Genomic DNA, 20,494 nt, shown 5'->3' on the forward strand with positions numbered 1-20,494 from the left:
GATCAGGGGGTCACCCGGCAGGCTCTCAGCCGGGGAAGCGCCCGGAGCTCCGCAGCGACCAGCGGCGTTCGGCGTACGCCAGGTCGTCGCGCCAGAGCCGGGCCGCCGTCCGCCGCATCAGCGGACGCAGGGCCGGGGCCGCGGCGCGCGCGACGGCGAAGCCCCGCCGGCCGGAGGCCGCGACGACGGCCTCGACCACGGCCGTCCTGGGCCGGGCGGCGCCCGGCGCGGTGAGAGGCGTGGCATGGGTCTCCACCACCGAGCCCATCCCCTCGCCGTCCGTGATGTGCATGACGACGGTACGCGGTCCGGGCGCGGTGAAGACGGCCCGTACGGGCACGACCAGCCGCCCGGCCACCTTGAACGAGACGTCGACGGCGAATCCGTCGTCACCGCCGTCCTCGGGCGTGCGGACGACCTTCAGCCCGACGAAGGCGTACGGATGGAACCACGAGCCGTGCCAGGGGTCGAGCCGGTTCGCGACCACGTCCTGGGGTTCGCAGCGGCCCACCGCGGTGAACACCGCGTCCACCGCGCTCCCGGTGCGGGGCCGCACCGGGACGACCGGGCGCTCCAGCGGTGGTTCGCCGCCTTCGGCATCCAGCCTGACCCAGACCAGCACCCCGTCGTCGTGCACGGGATACGGCTGCCATCCGGCGAACGCCCCACCGTCCAGCGCCAGTCCGTGCCAGTGGCACAGGAGCGTCCCGCACGCCACCCGGCTGTCGCGCAGCGGAGCTCCGAGGTGGGGGCACTCACCGGGGCCGGCGCGCAGTGTGCCGTCCCCGCCCCGCCACAGGACGATCTCCCGGCCCGCGACCGTGCGGCCGTAGGGGCGGTCCCGGGCGGCTGTCTCCCGGGAGGCGCCGACGACATACCAGTTGCCCGAGGGACGTGCCGCGGCCCGGGCGAGCGCCTCGGCGATCAGCGCCGGTCTGGCCTCGCGCCAGGTCGGGGCCTGCCGTTCCCAGCGGGGGGAGCGTCGCAGGCGGAGGGGCGGGGTCCATGCGGGCCTCGTGCGCGGTCCGTTCATCTGGGGGCGCCCTCCTTCCCCGCGATCGGCACGGGCATCGGTGGACGTGTCAGCGCGCGTGCCCGCAGGATGCCCGCGAGTCCCGCCGCCGCGACGGCCGCCCGCCGCCGCCGGGATACGGCGGCACGCCGGTGCAGCACGGCGTAACCACCGCCGGCGATCGCATCCAGGATTCCCCCGTACAGCGTGAACGCCGTACGGATGCAGGGCCGTACGCGTGCTTCCAGCATGTCGATGCCCGGCTCCGCCTCGCGGTACACGGTGCGGATCATGGCGTCGGCGTCGACGAGTGCCGCCCGGATGCGCGGGTCGTTCCGTCCCGTACGCCGGCTCCACCGCAGGAGGGCCTGGTCCACGCCGTGCGCGGCGAGCATGTCCTTCGGCAGGTAGACACGGCCCCGGTCCAGGTCCTCCCCCACGTCCCTCAGGAAGTTCGTCAGCTGGAAGGCCACACCGAGGGCGGCCGCGTGGGGCGCCGCCTCCGCACGGTCCACGACCGTCCCGAGCACCGGCAGCATCTGCAGCCCGATGACCGCGGCCGAGCCGTGCATGTAGGCGCGCAGGTCCGCGTACGTCGGGTAGTCCGTGACGCTCAGATCGCTGCGCATGGACACGAGGAAGTCCGCGAAGAGCCCGTGGTCGATGGCGTAGCGCTCGGCGGTGTCCGCCACGGCCCGGACCACGGGTTCGTCGCCGCCCCCGGTTCGCAGTCCGTGGGCCAGGTCGTCCTCCAGCAGCCTCAGCAGGCGGTCCCGCTCCTCGGGGGGCTCCTGGCGGTCCAGGTCGTCGACGATGTCGTCGGCCCACCGGGCGAAGCCGTACAGCGCGTGCACGGCGCACCGGCGTTCCACCGGCAGGAGACGGGTGGCCAGGAAGTACGTCCGGCCGTGCCGGGCGTTGAGCACGCGGCACCGGCTGTAGGCCGCCCGCAGGGCGGGGCCGGTGATCCCGGCGGCGTCCAGTTCACGTCGGTTCATCGGCGCTGCCCTTCTGTGACGGGTCGGCGGCGCGTGCGGGCCCCACTGCGGAGGCCCGTGACGCGGGCCGCCGCGAGCTTGCCGCTCACGAGGACGGTCGGTACGCCGACCCCGGGTGTCGTCCCGCACCCGGCGAGCACGACGTTCTCGTCACCGCGCACGAGGTTGCGGGGCCGGAAGGGGCCGGTCTGCGCGAAGGTGTGGGACACGGAGAACGGTGTGCCCGCCGCGTGCCCCTGGGCCGTCCAGTCCACCGGGGTCACCAGCAGTTCCCGGTCCATGGACGCCTCGAATCCGTCGAGCCCCCGGCGCTCCAGTTCGGCCAGGAGGCTGTCGCGGTAGCGCGGTCCCAGTCCACGCCAGGTGCCTGCCGACGGGCCGGTCGTGGTGTTGGGGCAGGGGGCGAGGACGTAGTGGAGGTGCTTGCCCTCAGGGGCGAGGGACGGGTCGTGCGTGGTCGGCCGGGTGATGAGGAGGGACGGGTCGCTCATGAGCCGCCCGGCGCGGGTCAGTTCGTCGAAGGTGTTCTCCCAGGCGGCCCCGAAGGAGATCGTGTGGTGGGCCAGCTCCGGCCAGGTACGGTCCGTGCCGGCGTGCAGGACCACCGCGGAGGGCGAGTGGCGCAGCCGCACCGGGCGGCGCGGTGCCCGGCCGAGGAGGCGGTGGACGACGGGCAGGTCCGGCGTCAGGACCACCGCGTCGCAGGTGATGCGTTCCCCCGAGGCCAGGTGCACCGCCTTCACCCGGCCTGCCGAGCGTTCGAGGCTGGTGACCTCGGCGGACCAGTGGAAGCGTCCGCCGGCGTCGGCGGCCGCGTCCGCCATCGCCCGGGGAAGGGCGTGCATGCCGCCCTTCGGGAACCAGACCCCCGCGACGGTGTCCATGTAGGCGATGACGGCGTACGCGGCGAGGGCGCGGGCGGGTGCCACGCCCGCGTACAGCGCCTGGAAGGAGAACACCCGGCGGAGGCGGGGGTCCGAGAGGAAGCGGCCGATCTGCGGATCCAGCCTGCCGAAGCCGCCCAAGGCGGCGAGCCGCGCCAGGTCCGGGTGCAGGAGCTGGAGGGGTGAGTCGAAGTTGGTGTCGATGAAGCGGCGCATCTGGACGCGGTAGAGGCGTTCCAGCCAGCCGCGCAGACGACGGTATCCGGCGGCCTCCGCGGGGCCGGCGAACCGTCGCACCTCGGCTTCCATGGCCTCGCCGTCGGTGTGGACGTCCACCTGGCTGCCGTCCGCGAAGCGGGCCCGGTAGGCGGGATGCAGCGCGACGAGCTCGACCCGCCGGTGAAGACTGTCCCCGACGGCGGCGAAGGCCTCGTCGGCGAGGTGCGGCATGGTCAGGACCGTCGGCCCGGTGTCCACGCGGTAGCCGCCGAGTTCGAGCCGTCCCGCCCGGCCGCCGGGTCCGGCGTCGCGTTCGACGACGGTCACCCGGCGCCCCGCGCCGAGAAGGTGCAGTGCGGCCGCGAGTCCGGACAGGCCGGCGCCCACCACCACCACATGGTCCGTGGGACCGGGCAGGGCCCTCATGCGTCCTCCTCGCGGATCTCGCGGCCGTCCCGGACCTCACCGGCGGACGCGGTACCCACGGCTGCGGCCACCAGTGACGCGAATTCGCGCCGGGCCGGCTCGTCGGCGCCGGCATCCGCGAAGTGCCGCAGACCGGCTGACGCCAGGTCCGCGATCTCGTCCTCCACCTCCGCCCGCGCACCCGTGCGTTCGAGGGCCGCGCGCATCCTGTCGGCCCTGTCCGCGGACGCCGCGCCATCCGGGCCGAGTGCGTCCAGCGCCTCCGCGTCCCCCGACTCCGCGGCGCGGCGGAGGCCGACGGCGAGCAGGTAGGTGGGCTTACGTCCTCGCAGGTCCTCGTCCGCCGGCTTACCCGTCACGGCCGGGTCCCCGAAGGCGCTCAGCAGGTCGTCGCGGAGCTGGAAGGCGACCCCCGCGCAGCGTCCGGCGGACCGCAGGGCGCCCATGGTGCGGGAGTCGGCGCCCGCCAGGGACGCGCCGAGGGCAAGCGGCCGCTCGACGGTGTAGAGCGCGCTCTTCAGCGTCGCGATGTTCAGGGCCTGGCCCGGATCGCACGCCCCGGTCGCCTGCGCCCGCATGTCGAGGTACTGCCCGGCGACCATCTCACCGCGCATCGCCTGCCACTCCCGGTGCAGCACCCCGCCGTAGGCGGTGACGAGCGCCGTCTCGGTGAGCAGGTCGTCGGCCCACACCAGTGCCAGGTCCCCGGCCAGCACGGCGGCGGTGGCCGAGAAGGACGCGGCGGATCCGCCCATGCGGGCCGCCCGGTGGACACGGGCGAAGTCCTCGTGCACGGCCGGTGCGCCTCTGCGTACCGGCGATCCGTCCATGACGTCGTCGTGCATGAGTGCGCAGCCCTGGAGCAGCTCCAGAGCCGCTGCGACGCGCAGCGGCGTCTCCGGGTCGCCGGTCCCGCCGGCGGCCAGCCATCCGCACCACACGAATGCGGTCCGCAGCCGCTTGCCGCCGTTCAGGACGAACCCGGCGACGCGGGCCGCGACCTCCTCCGCGAACACCGTGTCCAGCAGTCCGGCCTCCCGGAGCCTGGTGGCCAGATGGTCCGCCAGGACGGTTCCGACGGCCCCGGTGGCCTCGCCGGCCGTGTACGGGGGTCCGCCGGAGCCGGTGCCTGCGGCGGTGCCGGTCGGCGTCGCCCGTGGACCGAGCATGGAGAGCCCCTTTCGCCCGGTGCCCGCTTCCGCGTCCACCGGCGCTTCCGGCCGCGGGGATCCCGGTCAGGCCTATACCTGCCCTGCGGACGGCACGGTCGGTGCGGAGTTCACCCGGATGCCGGGGAAAGGGCGGAGCGGGGGCCCGTTCCAGGCGCTTGTTCGACGCGCCGCGCGGGGGACAGTCTCGATTGCGCCCACGGCCCACGGGCTCAGTGCCGCGCGACGGCGCGCACCGGGTGTTTGCTCATGATCGAGACACGGTTGAAGGCGTTCATGGTGAGGGCGACCCAGATCACGGCCGATATCCCCTCGTCGGAGAGGGCCGCGCGCGCGGCTGCGTAGGCGTCCTCCTGCAGGGCCGCGTCGGCCGGCTGGGTGGTCGCCTCCGCCAGGGCGAGGGCGGCCCGCTCCTGCAGGCTGAAGAGCTCGGTGTCGCGCCACGCGGCCAGCACCCCGAGGCGCTGCGACGTCTCGCCCGCGCGCAGAGCGGCCCTGGTATGGACGTCCAGGCAGTAGGCGCAGCCGTTGATCTGGGACACCCGGAGATTGACCAGTTCGACCAGCGCCCGGTCCAGTCCCGCCTCGGCGGCGACGGTGCGCACGGCCTCGGCCGTCGCGGACAGGGCGTGGTACGCCTGGGGACTCTGCTTGTCGATGTAGACCCGCCCGGCCGCGCGGGCCGCCTCCGTGCCGTTCACTGCGTACTCCTCACCGGGACGCGCCGCGTCCCTCGTACCGGCCGTGCGCCCGCGTGGGCCCCGGCTTATGATCGAGCATGATTGTTGAACATGTAATCATCCTTGCCGCACAGGGGGTCCCCCGATGAGCGGCGGCGGCACGGGTCGCACCGCGCCGGGGGCGGAGACCAGCGCCGGCGGCGAGCCGGCCTCCGCCGCCCGCGTGGAGGTCCTTGCGGCCCGTGACGTCCCCCTGGGCGGCCCTCGGGCGATGACGGTACGCCGCACGCTGCCCCAGAGGGCGCGCACGCTCATCGGCGCCTGGTGCTTCATCGACCACTTCGGCCCCGATGACGTCGCCGAGACGGGCGGGATGGACGTGGCCCCACACCCGCACATCGGTCTGCAGACGGTGAGCTGGCTGTTCAGCGGGGAGATCGAGCACCGCGACAGCCTGGGCAGCCACGCCCTCGTGCGTCCCGGCGAACTGAACCTCATGACCGGCGGCCGGGGGATCAGCCACACCGAGGTCTCCACCCCGGACACCACGTCCCTGCACGGCGTACAGCTCTGGGTCGCCCTTCCCGACGCGCACCGGCACACCGGCCGGGACTTCCGCAGCCACACCCCGGGACCCGTCCGCCTCGACGGGGCCGTGGTCCGGGTCTTCCTCGGGTCCCTCGCCGGGGCCACCTCGCCCGTCCCGGCCTTCACACCGCTGCTCGGCGCGGAGATCGTCCTGCAGCCGCGCGCGACCACGACGCTGGACGTCGACCCGGCCTTCGAGCACGGCCTGCTGGTCGACCGGGGGGACATCCGGGTCGCGGGCACGGTGCTGCGTCCCGCCGAGCTCGGATACCTGGCCCCGGGGAGCAGCACGATGACGCTCACCAACGAGACGGACACCGCCGCCAGGGCCGTGCTCGTGGGCGGCACCCCGTTCGGCGAGGAGATCGTCATGTGGTGGAACTTCGTCGGCCGCAGCCATCAGGACATCGTCGAGGCGCGTCTCGACTGGGAAGCCGCCTCCGACCGGTTCGGCCGTGTCGAGGGCTACCCCGGGGCCCGTATCCCCGCCCCCGCGCTCCCCAACGCCACCATCGCACCGCGTCGCAACCCGCCGCACTCGAAAGGCACACGATGAACCGGCCCTCCGCCGCTCCGGCCGTCCAGCGCGTCGGCGAACGGCACCGCTACGAGATACACGTCGACGGCGTCCGTGCCGGTCTCACCGCCTACCGCGACCGTGACGGACAGCGCGTCTTCTTCCACACCGAGATCGACGACGCCTTTGCCGGTCAGGGACTGGCCTCCGTCCTCGTGCGGGAGGCACTGAACGACGTACGGACCTCGGGCAGGCGCATCGTGCCGGTCTGCCCCTACGTGGCGAAGTTCCTCAAGAAGCATGGGGAGTTCGCCGACATCACCGACCCCGTCACGCCCGAGGTCCTGCAGTGGCTGGAGACCGCACTGGCACGCTGACCGCCGGCGCGCCCGTCCTCGCCGGCCGTGCGGCGGGGACCGGGCCGCGGCCGCCGGGGCCTCTGGCCGGCCGCGGCTCACCCCGTGACGCCGGCGGGATCCTCGCGCGCCCCACCAGCCTCGAAAATCCCGTATGTCCCAGGGGTTTCGGAGACCGGCGTTTCAGCCAATCCGGCGATGACCCGGGGACGCCCCGGAACAGCGACCGCGCGCCGGGGGCCTTGCGGCCCAACGGCTTCAGTACGTCCGGAATCGAGTGCGTTCGATTCCCGTGGGGCGTCGTTATGCCGTGCACTGCCGAGCCGTTGGGGTGCGGCACCCACCCGAGGAGAGACGCACGGTGACTGTGACCGACACTCCGGCCGCGGACGCGGGGGCTCCTCCCCCGCCGCCTCCCGCCACCATCACCTTCGAGGGCAAGCACGGACGGAATCCGCTGGCGGAAGCGGGTTTCGGCGCGATGTGCGGACGGCTTCCCGCCGTCCTCGCGCACACTGCGCGAAGCGCGTGGGCGGTCGACAGGACCGGCGCCGCGCTGCTTCTCGTCTGCCAGGTACTGACGGGCGCGGCGGCCGCCGTCGTCCTCGCGTGCACCGCGCGGGCCATGACGCACCTCCTCGGGCCGGGTCCGGTGTCCGAACGCCTGCATGCCTCGTTGCCCGTCCTGCTCGTCGTGGCGGCGGCTGCCGGCACCGGACGCGCCTGCGGCGCCCTCGCCTCGTACGCGGATGCCCGGATCACGCCGCTGCTGACGACCGAGGCGGATATCGCACTGGTCTCGGCGGTGTGCCGGGTGGAGTCCTCCGCGTACGGCGAGGACGGGTTCGCGGACCGTCAGGAGGCCGCCGAGGTCGGCGTCACCAGGACCCGCATGATGGTGCAGGACGCCCAGCGGTTCATGGCGGCCGTCGTCCGCATGATCGCGGCGACCGGTGTCATCACGGTCCTGCACTGGATGATGCTCCCGCTGCTCCTGCTCGCGGTGCTCCCGGCCGGCGTCGGAGCCGTGCTGTCCGCGCGGGTCGACTACGAAACCCATTACACCAACGTCGGCGACCGCAACGTGCGTTCCATGATGCGCTGGTGGGCCACCTACTCACGATACGGCGACGAGGTCCGGGCCAACGGCATGACCGGCTACCTGGTCCACTGGTACCGCGCCCTGTCCGAGCGGATCGACCGCCGCACACTCACCGCGGCCCCGCGCATGCTGCGGATCGTCCTGACGACCAGCGCGACGGGGGGTGTGTTCCTGCTCTGCGCCTGGGCCGTCCTCGCCTGGCTGGCCGTCACGGGGCGGGTGGCCCTGCCGGTCGCCGCGACCGCGGTCGTCGCCGTGCAGACCGCGCTCGCCGCGCTGTCGCAGTTCGTGATCCACGGCGCCGCGATGTTCCACACCTCGTTGTACCTCGCGGACATGCGCGCCTTCCTCGACCTGGCCGCCGAGCGCGCCCCCGAGCGGGGCGCCGCGACCATCCCCGACCGGGTGGACGAGATCCGGCTCGACGAGGTCGTCTACCGCTATCCCGGGAAGAGTGAACCCGCCGTCGCCGGCGTCTCGCTCACGCTGCGCCGCGGGGAGATCGTGGCCGTCGTCGGCGAGAACGGGTCGGGCAAGTCGACACTGGCGAAACTCGTCACCGGCATTCTCCTCGCCGACAAGGGGCGGGTCATGTGGGACGGCACCGATCTCGCCGAGGCCGACCCCGACTCGGTCTGGACACGCACCGCCCTCGTCCCCCAGAACTTCGCCTGCTGGCCGCTGCGCGCCCGCGAGAACATCACGCTCGGCCGGCCCAGGACGTACGACGACGGCCCCGTGTGGGATGCCGTCGACGCCGTGGGCATGCGTGAGGCGGTGGAGAAGCTGCCGCAGCGGCTCGACACCCTGCTGGCCAAGGAACTGTGGGGAGGGGCTGAGCTGTCCGGGGGCCAGTGGCAGCGTCTGGTGTGCGGCCGGGCGCTCTACCGGCAGACCCCGCTGATCATCCTCGACGAGCCCACCTCGCAGATGGACGCGCGCGGGGAGCACCAGATCTTCCTGGAGATCAAGCGCATCGCCTCCGAACGCATGACTGTCGTCGTCACCCACCAGCTCGAGAACACCCGCTTGGCCGACCGCGTCGTCGTCATGAGCGAGGGACGCGTGACCGAGCAGGGGACGTACGACGAACTCGTCCACGCGGGGGGCCTGTTCGCCGAACTCGTCGCGCTGGCGAAGGACCGGTAACGCCGCAGGATCCACGGCTCGCCAGGGAGCCGGGGGGGCGTGGTGCGGGCGGGGGGCCGCCGGGGACCTCTGCCGCACCTCTCCTCACTCCGTCCGAAGAGCAGAAAGGATGCGCGGCCCGGCCCGGACCGGCCCGTAGGGTGGAAGGTGCAGCTGGTCCGCCCCGCCCGCCGGGCGGGAGCGTCGCACGAGGGAACCCGGTGGGGATCCGGGACTGCCCCGCAGCCCTTCGCGCTCTCGTCCCGTCCCCGGGATCTCAGGGATCCATCGCGCGAAGGAGATCTCCGTGACCCTCCAGTCCACAGCCGCGGCGGCGCGGTCCACCGTGCACGGCTACCCCCGGCAGGGGCAGCACCGGGAACTGAAGAAGGCGGTCGAAGGCTACTGGAAGGGCGGCGTCACCGCTGACGACCTGCGCGCCACCGCGGCCGGACTGCGGCGCAGCAACTGGCTGCAGCTCGCCGGGGCCGGCATCGACGAGGTCCCGACCGGTGACTTCTCGCTCTACGACCACGTGCTCGACACCAGCGTCATGGTCGGAGCGATCCCCGACCGCCACCGGGAGACGGTTGCCGCCGACCCGCTAGACGGGTACTTCGCGATGGCGCGCGGCACCCAGGACGTCGCACCACTCGAGATGACCAAGTGGTTCGACACCAACTACCACTACCTGGTGCCGGAGCTGGGCCCCGGCACCGTCTTCGCCGCCGACTCCACCAGGCAGGTCGCCGAACTCACGGAGGCCGTAGCCCTGGGCCTGACCGCGCGGCCCGTGCTCGTCGGGCCGGTCACCTATCTGCTCCTCGCCAAGGCGGCCCCCGGTGTGGCCGAGGACTTCGACCCGCTCACGCTCCTGGACCGCCTGCTGCCGGTGTACGCCGAAGTCCTCGCCGACCTGCGGGCGGCCGGGGCCGGGTGGGTGCAGCTCGACGAGCCCGCCCTCGTCCAGGACCGCTCCCGGGCCGAACTCGGCGCGTGCGAGCGCGCCTACCGCGCCCTCGGCTCGCTCACCGACCGGCCGAAGCTGCTCGTCGCCTCCTATTTCGGCCGCCTCGGCGAGGCTCTGCCACTGCTGGCCAAGGCACCGGTGGACGGCCTCGCTCTCGACTTCACCGAGACCGCCGCCGTCCAGGTGGACGACCTGGCCGCCGTCGGCGGACTGCCCGGGAAGCGTCTGGTCGCGGGGGTCGTGAACGGCCGCAACGTCTGGATCAACGACCTGGAAAGGTCCATGTCGACCCTCGGCACCCTGCTGGGGCTGGCGGGCCGGGTCGACGTGGCGTCCTCGTGCTCCCTGCTGCACGTCCCGCTCGACGCCGCCGCCGAGCGGGAGATCGATCCGCAGGTGCTGCGCTGGCTGGCCTTCGCCCGGCAGAAGACCGAGGAGATCGTGACGCTCGCCGCGGGGCTGGCCCGGGGCACCGGCGCCGTCGCGGCCGCACTGGCGGCCAACCGGGCGGACCTCGCTTCCCGCCACACCTCCCCCGTCACCCGCGATCCGGCCGTGCGGGCCCGTACGGCCGGGGTGACCGGGGCGGACGCCCGACGCACCCTGCCCTACGGGAAACGGGCCGCGTCGCAGCGCGCCCGGCTCGGCCTGCCCCTGCTGCCGACGACCACCATCGGTTCGTTCCCGCAGACCGGCGAGCTGCGCGCCGCACGGGCCGGTCTGCGGGCCGGACGCATCGACGCGGCCGCGTACGACGAGCGCATCAGGGCCGAGATCCAGGAGGTGATCACGTATCAGGAGAAGGCCGGCCTGGACGTGCTGGTCCACGGCGAGCCCGAACGCAACGACATGGTGCAGTACTTCGCCGAGCAACTGACCGGTTACCTGGCCACCCGGCACGGCTGGGTGCAGTCCTACGGCACCCGCTACGTCCGCCCCCCGGTGCTGGCCGGCGACGTCTCCCGCCCCGAGCCGATGACCGTGGGCTGGACGGCGTACGCCCAGTCCCTCACCGACCGTCCGGTCAAGGGCATGCTCACCGGTCCGGTCACCATGCTGGCCTGGTCCTTCGTGCGTGACGACCAGCCGCTCGGGGACACCGCCCGCCAGGTCGCGCTCGCCCTGCGCGACGAGGTCCACGACCTGGAGGCGGCGGGCACGCCGGTCATCCAGGTGGACGAGCCCGCACTGCGGGAAACGCTGCCCCTGCGCGGCGCGGACCGGCCCGCCTACCTGAACTGGGCCACCGAAGCGTTCCGGCTGACGACCAGCGGGGTACGCCCGGACACGCAGGTCCACACGCACATGTGCTACGCCGAGTTCGGCGACATCGTCCAGGCCATCGACGACCTCGACGCCGACGTCATCAGCCTGGAGGCCGCCCGCTCCCACATGCAGGTCGCCCATGAACTCGCCGCCCACGGATACCCGCGCGAGGCCGGGCCCGGGGTGTACGACACCCACTCGCCCCGCGTGCCGACCGCCGAGGAGGCGGCGGGCCTGCTGCGCGCCGGACTGCGGGCGATCCCGGCGGAGCGACTGTGGGTCAATCCGGACTGCGGTCTCAAGACGCGGGGCTGGCCGGAGACCAGGGCGTCGCTGGAGAGCCTGGTCGCGGCGGCACGGACCGTGCGGGGCGAGCTCTCCGCGTCCTGAGCCGCCGGGGGGGTACCGGCCGGGCGTTCCCGGGGGGCCCCGGCCGGTGCCCCCGCCTCGTGGGCCGCGTCCGCATCAGCGAGGTGGTTCAGCGGGCGAGGCAGCAGTCCCCGCACGTCGAACCGGCCGGAGTGCGGTAGTAGAGACAGCAGCTGTTCGGGGTGACGCTGTTCGGCCCGGTCTCGCTGTCGGTCGCCGCGTTCGCCGGAGCACTGGGCGCCCTGCTGCTCGTGTACGCCACCGCTCGTACGGGGGGCCGGATCAGCTCCGTACGCCTGGTGCTGTCCGGTGTGGCGATCGCGGCGGTGCTCACCGCGGGGCTGGACCTGCTCCTGCTGACCACGGACCGGGGCAACGAGGCCCGCGCGGTGCTCGCCTGGACCCTCGGCGGCCTCGGCGGGGTCAGCTGGGCGACGCTCTGGCTGCCCGGCGCGGCTCTGCTGCTGGGCATCGCCGTCCTGTCCGTGCAGTCGCGCAATCTGAACCTGCTGCTGGCGGGCGAGGAGGCTGCCACCACCATGGGACTGGACGTGGCCCGCTTCCGCTCCCGCATGTTCGTGCTGCTGTCCCTCATCACGGGTGTACTGGTCGCCGCGTCGGGACCCATCGGCTTCGTCGGCCTGATGCTGCCCCACATCGTGCGCCTTGCCTTTTCGTCGGCGGTGACCACCGCCGCGTGCTGCCCACCGCCGCGCTCGGCGGGGCGGTCTTCCTCGTGTGGGCGGACATCGCCGGGCGCGTCGTGGCCGCGCCCATGGAGATCCCTGTCGGGGTGCTCACCGCGCTGTGCGGCGGGCCCTTCTTCCTCTGGCTCATGCGCCGCGACGCGCGGCGCGGCACCGGCGAAGGAGTGGCATGACCGCGACCGCACTCGTCATCGACGGGGTCACGCTCACCGCCGGGGCCCGTCGCCTGGTCAGGGACGTCTCGTTGACCGCGCGGCCCGGTGAGGTGATCGGCCTCGTGGGCCCCAACGGCAGCGGCAAGTCCAGCCTGCTGCGCGCCGTCTACCGTGTCCTGCGTCCCGCCACCGGCGAGGTCCGGGTCGACGGACAGGACGCCTGGGCGCTGCCGGTGCGCCGGCTGGCACGCGCGGTGGCGGCGGTGACGCAGGAGTCGGGGGCCGAATTCGACCTCACGGTGCGCGAAGTGGTGGCCATGGGGCGTACTCCGCACAAACGGCTGCTCGCGGGAGACACCGCCGAGGACGCCGAGCTGACCGCGTCGGCCCTCGCCGCCGTGGACGTCACCGAACTGGCGGGACGCCCCTTCGACCGCTTGTCGGGCGGTGAGCGTCAGCGTGTCCTCATCGCGCGGGCCCTCGCCCAGGAGCCCACGCTCCTGGTCCTGGACGAGCCGACCAACCACCTCGACATCCGGCACCAGTTGTCGGTCCTCGGTACGCTGCGGCGCCTGCCGGCGACCGTCCTGGTCGCCCTGCACGACCTCAATCTCGCCGCCCGCCACTGCGACCGCCTGTACATCCTGGACGACGGCGAGGTCGTCGCCTCCGGCGCGCCCGCCGACGTGCTGACACCGGTGTTGCTGGCCGAGGTGTACGGCGTGACCGGCGAGGTCGCCGTCCATCCCCTGACGGGCGCGCCGCAGGTGACGTTCCTGCCCGGCCTGCCGGACCCGGGCGTGCCCGCGGAAGGGTGAGCGCGGAAGGACCCGCCCCTCGTCCGAGGGGCGGGTCCTGGTTGCCGCAGCGGTCAGTCGAGGGCCGGCGGCGCCGCGTCCGCCGATGTGCCCCAGTCGGAGGGAGCCGTGCCGACCTCGAAGGACAGGTCGCGGGTGCCGCGGATGTCCTCGGTGGTCAGGTAGGTCTTCCCGTATGCCGCCCCGTCGGTCCGCGCCGACCGTATGTAGCGCGCCGAGTCGGAGGTACCGGGGGCCTTCACCGTCAGACGGCCCTTGGGGTAGTAGCGCCGGTCGAGGGTGAGGTCCACCCGTTCGAAGACGGGCGTGGAGAGACCCCAGGTGTCCGTGCCCGGCTGGACCGGGAAGATCCCGATGGAGGACAGGACGTTCCACGCCGACATCGTCCCGAGGTCGTCGTTCCCGGTCATGCCGGTCGGGGCGTCGGTGAAGAGGGTGAGCGCCGCGTGCACCACGTCGGTCGTCCTCGACGGCCGGCCGGTGGAGAGGTAGGTGTACGGGGCGATCAGGTCGGGCTCGTTCTGCGGGTTGTACTTGTCCGCGTTGTAGTAGTCGTACGGCCCGTTCACCCACACCTCGCGGGCGGTCTTCGCCGGGTCCTTCACCAGTTGGTCGTAGGCGAAGAACGAGTCGAGGCGCTCGTTGGCGGCCTGCGTCCCGCCGATCAGGGAGACCATGCCGGGCAGGTCCTGGGGCACGAGCCACTGGTACTGCCAGGACGTGCCCTCGTGGAAGCCCTCGCTCTGTGCCGGGTCGGCGGGTCCGGTGAAGTCGCCGCTCACGTCACGGGCCCGGAAGAAGCCGGTCGAACTGTCGAAGATCTTCCGGTAGTTCTGGGCGCGCTGTGTGTACCGCGCGGCGTCGTCCTCGTGGCCCAGCTCCTTCGCCATCTGTCCGAGCATCGCGTCGGACAGGGCGTACTCCAGGGTCGCGGACGCGCCGTGGTCGTAGTCGGAGTCGCCGGGCTTCGCGTGCGGGCGGCCCTTGATGTAGGGAGCGAAACCGTCGGCCAGGTACTCCTTGTTGGCCTCGCGGCCGACGGGGGCGGAGCCGGCCGGGGGCACACCGTCGGCGTTCTTCCTGAGCGCGCGGTACGCCTGCTCCTCGTATCCCTTGAGCAGACCCTGCTGGTAGGCGTTGGTGAGGAACGGGGTGACGGGGTCGCCCGTCATGATGTTCGTCTCGACCGTGCCGTAGCCCCATTTGGGCAGCCAGCCGCTGTCCTCGTCGATCTTGATGACGGAGATCGCCATGTCCCGGGACTCACTCGGCGCGAGGAGCGACAGCAGCTGGGCCTGGGTGCGGTAGGTGTCCCAGAGCGACCAGTTCTGGTAGTAGGTGAAGCCCTCGGCCCGGTGGGTCTTCTGGTCCCAGCCGGTGTAGCGGCCGTCGACGTCGCTGCCGACGTTCGGTGCGAGGAACGAGCGGTAGAGGGACGAGTAGAAGGTCCGGCGGAGGGTCTCGCTGCCGCCCTGCGCCTTGACCTCGCCGAGCCTGTCCTCCCACGCGGCCTGCGCGGCGCGCGCGACCTTGTCGTACGAACGGCCGCCTTCGGCACGGAGGTTGCCGGCCGCGCCCTTCGCGTCGACGTACGAGATCGCCGTGGTCGCCTCGACGGTGCGGTCCTTGGTGGTGTCGAAGCGCAGGTAGGCACCGTTGCGCTCGCTGCCGGCCGCTGAGGCCTTCGATCCCTCGGCGACCTTCTCGCCCTTCCACGTGCCCGAGGTGGTGAAGGGCCGGTCGAAGCGGGTGATCGTGTAGACCGTGTACGGCTTGGTGTCCTGGCAGAAGCCGCTGCCGGTGATGGCGGTGCGCACCGTGCGCCTGTCCAGGATCTCGACCTCGGTGTTCACCGTCTTGTGCAGCGACTGGCCCGCGTTGATGAGGACGTTGGCCTTGTCGGTGGCGGGAAAGGTGTAGCGCTGCACGCCGGTGCGTTCGGTGGCGCTCAGTTCGGCCTTGATGCCGGTCTTGAGGCCGACGGTGTACGTGCCGGGGCTCGCCTTCTCGTCGTCGTGGCTGAACTCGGCCGCGTAGGCGGCGTTGTCCGTGGACGTGATGTCACCGGTCGTGGGCAGCACCGGCAGGTCTCCGCCGAGCCCGCAGCCCACCCCGGAGATGTGGACGGTGGAGAAGCCTCTGATGTGGTTCTCCGAATAGTCGTACCCGGTGTTGTGGCCGGTGTCGGGCGAGAACTGCACCATGCCGAACGGAACCGCCGCGCCGGGATAGGTGTTGCCCTCGTTCTCGGTTCCGATGAACGGGTTGACGAGATCGGTCAGCCGGCCGTGCTCGGCGTGCGCCCCTCCGTCCGCCGTGGCGGGCGTGGCGACGGCGCCGCCGAGGAGCGCGGCCGTGGCGGCCGCCGTCCCCGCACCGCGTAGCAAGTGGGTCCATCTCATGGGAAGAACGCCTCTTTCCAGCCGTAGACAACGTTGTCAGGTCGCACTGCGCGATCATTCTTGGCCTGTATGCGTGTACCCGTCAAGAGTTGTGGCCGGGCCCGTGAGGGACCTCCACCGGTCGGCCACGAGCGGCGAGGGGTGCCCACGGCCCTGACGGCGGCGTCACCGGAACCCGCCCGACGCCCCGGCCTCCGGACGTCGCGGGGCGCCGGCGGATCGCCGCCCGTCGGCTGCGGTCCGCGAGAGCCGGACCTCCCCCACCCCCGGCGGACCGAGAGGCGCGGGCTTAAGCACCCTCAGCGCAGCGAGGCGTACACGATGAGGTTGTCCACGGGATGCCCGTCGGCGTCGAAGGCCCCGTCGCACGTGATCAGACGGAGAACACGCGCGTCGGTCGGTCCGTAGACCTTGTCGGTGGGAAAGGTCTTCTTGCTGACGGTCTGCGTGCCGGTGACCCTGAAGTGCGTCTGCCTGCCCGCCGCGTCGGACACGGCGATGTCCGCGCCCCGGTCTATCCGGTGCAGGTCGTGGAAGACGGCCTTGCCGAACCGTGTGTCGTTGTGCCCGATGAGCACGGCGGCGCCCGGCTCGCCGGGTACGGCGCCGCCCGCGTACCAGCCGGCCGTCATGCCCTTCTCGGCCGGCGGGACCTCCACCGTGCCGTCCTCGTTCAGCCCCAGTCTCAGCAGGCCGCTGTCTATCCCGAGCGACGGAACGGTCAGCCGTGACGGTGCCGGAGCCTTCGGCGACTGCGGCTCCGGGGAATGGCGCGGGAGTGCACCGCCGGACGCCTGCGGCGCGTCTGCCGCGCCGCAGGCGGTGACGGGGGCGATCAGCAGACAGACGGCTGCCGCGATCGCGGCGGACCGCCGCGACGGGCGCGGAGTGAAGGGGGGCATGAGTACTCCGGTGCGGTGGACGAGCGGGGGACGTACGGCGGATGGCGCCGCTCCCGGTGGGAACGGCGCCATCGTGCGGGATCAGCCGTTGCGCTGAGCAGCGGTCCGGCGGCGTACGACGAGGACCCCGGCGCCCGCGAGCAGCACCGCTCCCGCCGCCGTGCCGTACAGCGCCGTGCCGGCGGCGTCCTGGGCGGGGCGCTCCCCGGCGTCGACACCGCCGCGGGGCATGCGGCTCGCGGGCATGGGCTCCGGTGCGGGAGTCGGCCTCCCGGTGCGGGCCGCCTGCCTGGGCTCCGGCGTGGCGGTGCGCTCTGCGGGCGCCGCCGAGGCGGTGGCGGGCTCGGCGGGCACCGGGGTGGGCGTGCCGTCGGCCAGGGCCGCGGCGGACGGGAGGAGCACCGCACCGGCCGCCAGGGCGGTGAGGACGGCGGTGCGCACGATGGGACGGGACATGAAGGACTCCGATTCCGGCTCGGCGTTCTGTGGTGCCCGTGCGCGTGTGCGCGCCGGGCGGCCGAGCGTCCCCTCAGAGTGGAGTGGAGTTGTGAGGAAGCTGTCAGGCCGCTGTGTTCGTCGGATCAGGGCCTGCCGCAGGAAGCCGGAGGGTGAAGACGGAGCCCTCCCCCACGGTGCTGACCACGTCGGCCGTCCCTCCGTGTGCCTCGACGAGTTTGCGGACGATCGCCAGTCCCAGGCCGCTGCCGCCCGTGCGGCGGCTACGTGACTTCTCGGCACGCCAGAACCGGTCGAAGACGTGGGGCAGGTCCTCCGGCGCGATCCCCGTGCCGGTGTCGGCGACCTCCACCACCGCGTCCTGGCCCGCCTTCCCGGCTCTGTCCGCGTACACCCGCAGAACCACCCGTCCGCCCGCCGGGGTGTGGCGCACGGCGTTGGTCACCAGGTTGCCGATCGCCTGACGCAGCCTCACCGGGTCGGCGACGAGCCCGGGGACGGGGTCATGCCCGGCGTGCGGTTCCACGTCCAGGGTGACACCTGCGGCCTCGGCCGGCGCCTGGTGGGCGGCGACGACGTGGGCGAGCAGTTCGTCGATCCGCACCGCTTGCGGGTGAAGCCGCAGCGCTCCGGCGTCGGCCGCGGCCAGGTCCTGGAGGTCGTCGATGATGTGCTGCAGTTGCACGGCCTCCTCCAGGAGCGAGGAGACGAACGTCGCGTCCGGGTCGGCGATGCCGTCCTGCGCCCCCTCCAGCCACCCACGGATGTTGCTCAGCGGGGTGCGCAGTTCGTGCGCGACGTCGCTCACCATCACCTTGCGCTGTTCCTCCAGGCGGGCGCGGTGGGCCGACATGTCGTTGAAGGCGGCCGCCAGGCGGCCGATCTCGTTGTCGGCGGCGACGACCACATGTGACGGGTCCTCCCCGTCGCGCATCCGCTGGGCGGCGCCGGTGAGCGCGTGGAGCGGCCGTACGAGCCGGGCACCGGCGAGGACCGAGGCCCCGACGGTGAGTGCCAGGACCAGTGCGGCGACGCCGGTGATCTTCGCCGTGTTCGCCGACGACAGCTCGAAGCCCGGGACGGCACCGCCGCCGGGGTCGCTGATGAACAGCAGCGCCGGGGACGCCACGTACGAACTGAGCTGCTCCTGACGCGCGATGGCGACGCAGGAGGCGATGTCGCGGTCGTTCTCGCTGTCGGGTGGCAGTGCCGGGCCGGGCACCGGCGTCGCGGCCTGGCGGGGCCGAGCGGTGGACCGCTCGGCCGGCACCGGCGCCTCTCCGTCGACGCCGTCGGCGGGTGCGGCTGTCGGGACGGGTGTGCGGGGAAAGCCGGGGGCGGGCATGGGGGTGGGCTCACGGTAGGCCGCCGAGGAGCGCGATTCCGCGGCCGTGTTCCAGGAGAGATCGAGGTCGAGACGCACGGCTTCGCGCCCCTGCCGGTCCAGGCACGCGTCCACGAGTTCGTTCAGCGCCGTGAGCGCCTTGCGCTCGGTGGTCGTGGGGCGGTCGAGTGCGTCCATGGAGCACCGGGTGCTCCGTGTGCGGTCGGGATCGTTGCCCACCACCGCTATGCGGGGGCGCCCGCTCGGTCCCTCCACGACGTCGGAGGCGATCCCGAAACGGCTGAGGCAGAGCACCGCCGCGTCGGCGGCGCGCTTCAGCGACACACGCTCGGCCTCGGGCAGCCGGAACGGGCCGACGGCCCGCGGGTCGACGCGGTCGCTCGTGGAGCGCGGCTCCCCGCCCGCTCCGGGTGCCGCGACGGTCACGGACCCCGCTTCGGACCCCGGTGTCACGGCGGCCACGGACAGCGGGTCCACGACCGCGGACGCCTGGGGCGGCAGTGGCGGCGGGGACGGTGTGGACCCGGCCGAGTCGGCGATGATCGCCCGGCTCTGGGTCGTGAGGGTGATCCGCCGGTCGGACTCGTCGGCCAGACCGTCGACGGTGGCCCCCACCCCTTGCCAGCCGGGGTGTTCGGCCGCGTAGGCGAGCAGCGTGTCCAGGACCCGGGTGTCCGCCGCGAGGTTGCGCCCCTGCTCCTGTTCGATGGCACCGGATGTCGTCTGCACGGCCAGCCAGGCAGTCGCGGCCACCGAACAGGCCGCCACGAGCGCAGACACAGCCAGCATCCGGCCCAGCAGGCTCTTTCGCAGGGGCAGCCTGTGGCCGGCGTGGTCAGAGCGACGCGGCACGTGCGGAGCCCTTCCGCGGATCCGTGAGCTTGTAGCCGACGCCGAAGACGGTGAGCAGCCGCACGGGACGCCTGGGGGCGGGCTCGATCTTCTTACGGAGGTTCATGATGTGGACGTCGACGGTACGGCTGCTGATGTACCGGTCGAAGCCATGGAGTTCGGCGAGCAGTTGTTCCCGCGTGAACACCCGGTCCGGCTCGGCAGCCATCGTCGAAAGGAGCCTGAATTCGCCCGGCGTGCACTCGACCCCCACGCCGTCGACCGCTACCTCGTGGCGCAGGGGGTCGACGGCCAGCGCGCCCACGGCAAGGACGTGACCGTTCTCGCGGTCGGCGTCCCTCCGGGTGCGGCGCAGGAGCGTACGTACGCGCGCCATGAGTTCCCGCGGGCTGTACGGCTTCGTCATGTAGTCGTCGGCGCCGAGGTCGAGCCCGAGCAGCAGGTCGTCCTCGGTGGCCCGTGCGGTCAGCATGAGGACGGCCGTCTCCCGTCCCTCGGCACGGAGGATGCGGACCACGTCGAGCCCGTCGGCCCGGGGCATCATCACGTCGAGTACCAGCAGGTCGGGCGAACCCTGCCGGGCCTGTTCCAGCGCGGCGAGGCCGTCCGACACCACGGTGACCGCGTGCCCCTCGCGTTCGAGGTAGCGGCGGATCAGCTCGGCCTGTTTCGCGTCGTCTTCCGCGACTATGACGTGTGCGCACACGGGGACGATCGTAAGGGAGCCCCGGACTCACAGGCGCAGGCGGCCGGGAGGCCCGCCGGTGGAGGTGCGCGGTTCCCCTGCGCGTCCGGCGGGCCCCCGGACACACTGTGCTCCTGCCCCGCGCGTGCGCGTCCCCCGCACCGGTCGCCGCATTTTCACGCGAACCGCACATGACTGCGGGGCGGTCCCGGACCTCCTGGTCCGGGACCGCCCCGCAGCACCGTGGGGACGAACAGGCGTTACCAGCGGTACCAACGGCCACGTCGGCCACCGGTACCGGCGGAACGCATGACGAAACCGAGCAGCCAGACGGCGAGCACGATCACGGCGACGATCCACAGGGCCTTCAGTGCGAACCCGGCTCCGAAGAGAACCAGGGCGAGAAGCAGGACGAGAAGCAGGGGAACCATAGTTATCAACCTCCGAAAAGGCGGGTGCCCCGGCACCTCCCGCCCATGCCTGCGAAT

16 protein-coding genes and 1 pseudogene are annotated in these 20,494 nt (G+C 72.9%); 6 read left to right on the plus strand and 11 right to left on the minus strand.

What is annotated here, in order from left to right:
• Positions 1–25: 25 nt before the first annotated feature.
• The 5 genes from OG206_RS03150 to OG206_RS03170 form a co-directional block, all read right to left on the minus strand.
• Entirely contained in the window at positions 26–1,033 is a 1,008-nt protein-coding gene (locus OG206_RS03150) for a DUF5914 domain-containing protein (protein ID WP_327111919.1), read from the minus strand.
• Positions 1,030–2,010, minus strand: a complete 981-nt coding sequence (locus OG206_RS03155) for a phytoene/squalene synthase family protein (RefSeq protein ID WP_327111921.1) — start codon at positions 2,008–2,010, stop codon at positions 1,030–1,032. The genes OG206_RS03150 and OG206_RS03155 overlap by 4 nt, the downstream gene beginning before the upstream one ends.
• Positions 2,007–3,539, minus strand: a complete 1,533-nt coding sequence (crtI, locus tag OG206_RS03160) for a phytoene desaturase family protein (RefSeq protein WP_327111923.1) — start codon at positions 3,537–3,539, stop codon at positions 2,007–2,009. Before crtI ends, OG206_RS03155 begins: the two co-directional genes overlap by 4 nt.
• Positions 3,536–4,708 (minus strand): polyprenyl synthetase family protein, encoded by a 1,173-nt coding sequence (locus OG206_RS03165; protein WP_327111925.1) that lies wholly within the window; start codon positions 4,706–4,708, stop codon positions 3,536–3,538. Before OG206_RS03165 ends, crtI begins: the two co-directional genes overlap by 4 nt.
• Before the next feature lie 212 nt (positions 4,709–4,920).
• Positions 4,921–5,409 carry a carboxymuconolactone decarboxylase family protein gene (locus OG206_RS03170; protein ID WP_327111927.1) on the minus strand — a complete coding sequence of 163 codons (489 nt, stop codon included), beginning with the start codon at positions 5,407–5,409 and terminating at the stop codon, positions 4,921–4,923.
• Positions 5,410–5,533: 124 nt separating this feature from the next.
• Here OG206_RS03170 and OG206_RS03175 point away from each other — a divergent pair, with 124 nt between their 5' ends.
• The 6 genes and pseudogenes from OG206_RS03175 to OG206_RS03200 all read left to right on the plus strand — a co-directional run bounded on the left by OG206_RS03175 (position 5,534) and on the right by OG206_RS03200 (position 13,364).
• Complete coding sequence (locus tag OG206_RS03175) at positions 5,534–6,532, plus strand: pirin family protein (RefSeq protein ID WP_327111929.1); 999 nt, start codon at positions 5,534–5,536, stop codon at positions 6,530–6,532.
• Positions 6,529–6,870, plus strand: a complete 342-nt coding sequence (locus OG206_RS03180; protein WP_327111931.1) for a GNAT family N-acetyltransferase — start codon at positions 6,529–6,531, stop codon at positions 6,868–6,870. Before OG206_RS03175 ends, OG206_RS03180 begins: the two co-directional genes overlap by 4 nt.
• A 340-nt stretch (positions 6,871–7,210) precedes the next feature.
• A complete protein-coding gene (locus OG206_RS03185) occupies positions 7,211–9,100 on the plus strand; it encodes an ATP-binding cassette domain-containing protein (RefSeq protein ID WP_327111933.1) in 1,890 nt (629 codons plus the stop codon).
• Positions 9,101–9,386: 286 nt separating this feature from the next.
• Positions 9,387–11,705 (plus strand): 5-methyltetrahydropteroyltriglutamate--homocysteine S-methyltransferase, encoded by a 2,319-nt coding sequence (metE, locus tag OG206_RS03190; protein ID WP_327111935.1) that lies wholly within the window; start codon positions 9,387–9,389, stop codon positions 11,703–11,705.
• Between the two features lie 152 nt (positions 11,706–11,857).
• A pseudogene (locus tag OG206_RS03195) lies at positions 11,858–12,564 on the plus strand (FecCD family ABC transporter permease); the annotation flags it as partial.
• Positions 12,561–13,364: an ABC transporter ATP-binding protein gene (locus tag OG206_RS03200; protein WP_327111937.1), complete on the plus strand. Its 804-nt coding sequence runs from the start codon at positions 12,561–12,563 to the stop codon at positions 13,362–13,364. The pseudogene OG206_RS03195 and the gene OG206_RS03200, both read left to right, overlap by 4 nt.
• Before the next feature lie 53 nt (positions 13,365–13,417).
• Here the strand turns inward: OG206_RS03200 and OG206_RS03205 are convergent, their stop codons facing one another.
• From OG206_RS03205 to OG206_RS03230, 6 genes are all read right to left on the minus strand, one after another.
• Positions 13,418–15,766: a GH92 family glycosyl hydrolase gene (locus OG206_RS03205; RefSeq protein ID WP_327111939.1), complete on the minus strand. Its 2,349-nt coding sequence runs from the start codon at positions 15,764–15,766 to the stop codon at positions 13,418–13,420.
• Between the two features lie 299 nt (positions 15,767–16,065).
• Positions 16,066–16,668: a class F sortase gene (locus tag OG206_RS03210; protein WP_327111941.1), complete on the minus strand. Its 603-nt coding sequence runs from the start codon at positions 16,666–16,668 to the stop codon at positions 16,066–16,068.
• Positions 16,669–16,749: 81 nt separating this feature from the next.
• Entirely contained in the window at positions 16,750–17,124 is a 375-nt protein-coding gene (locus tag OG206_RS03215) for a hypothetical protein (protein ID WP_327111943.1), read from the minus strand.
• Between the two features lie 103 nt (positions 17,125–17,227).
• Entirely contained in the window at positions 17,228–19,321 is a 2,094-nt protein-coding gene (locus OG206_RS03220; RefSeq protein WP_442805789.1) for an ATP-binding protein, read from the minus strand.
• Positions 19,305–20,027 carry a response regulator transcription factor gene (locus OG206_RS03225; RefSeq protein ID WP_327111947.1) on the minus strand — a complete coding sequence of 241 codons (723 nt, stop codon included), beginning with the start codon at positions 20,025–20,027 and terminating at the stop codon, positions 19,305–19,307. The genes OG206_RS03220 and OG206_RS03225 overlap by 17 nt, the downstream gene beginning before the upstream one ends.
• Positions 20,028–20,266: 239 nt before the next feature.
• Positions 20,267–20,437, minus strand: a complete 171-nt coding sequence (locus OG206_RS03230; protein WP_327111949.1) for a hydrophobic protein — start codon at positions 20,435–20,437, stop codon at positions 20,267–20,269.
• Positions 20,438–20,494: the final 57 nt, after the last annotated feature.

Origin of the sequence: Streptomyces sp. NBC_01341 (assembly GCF_035946055.1) — a bacterium.
In the GTDB taxonomy this organism is placed as follows: Bacteria; Actinomycetota; Actinomycetes; order Streptomycetales; family Streptomycetaceae; genus Streptomyces.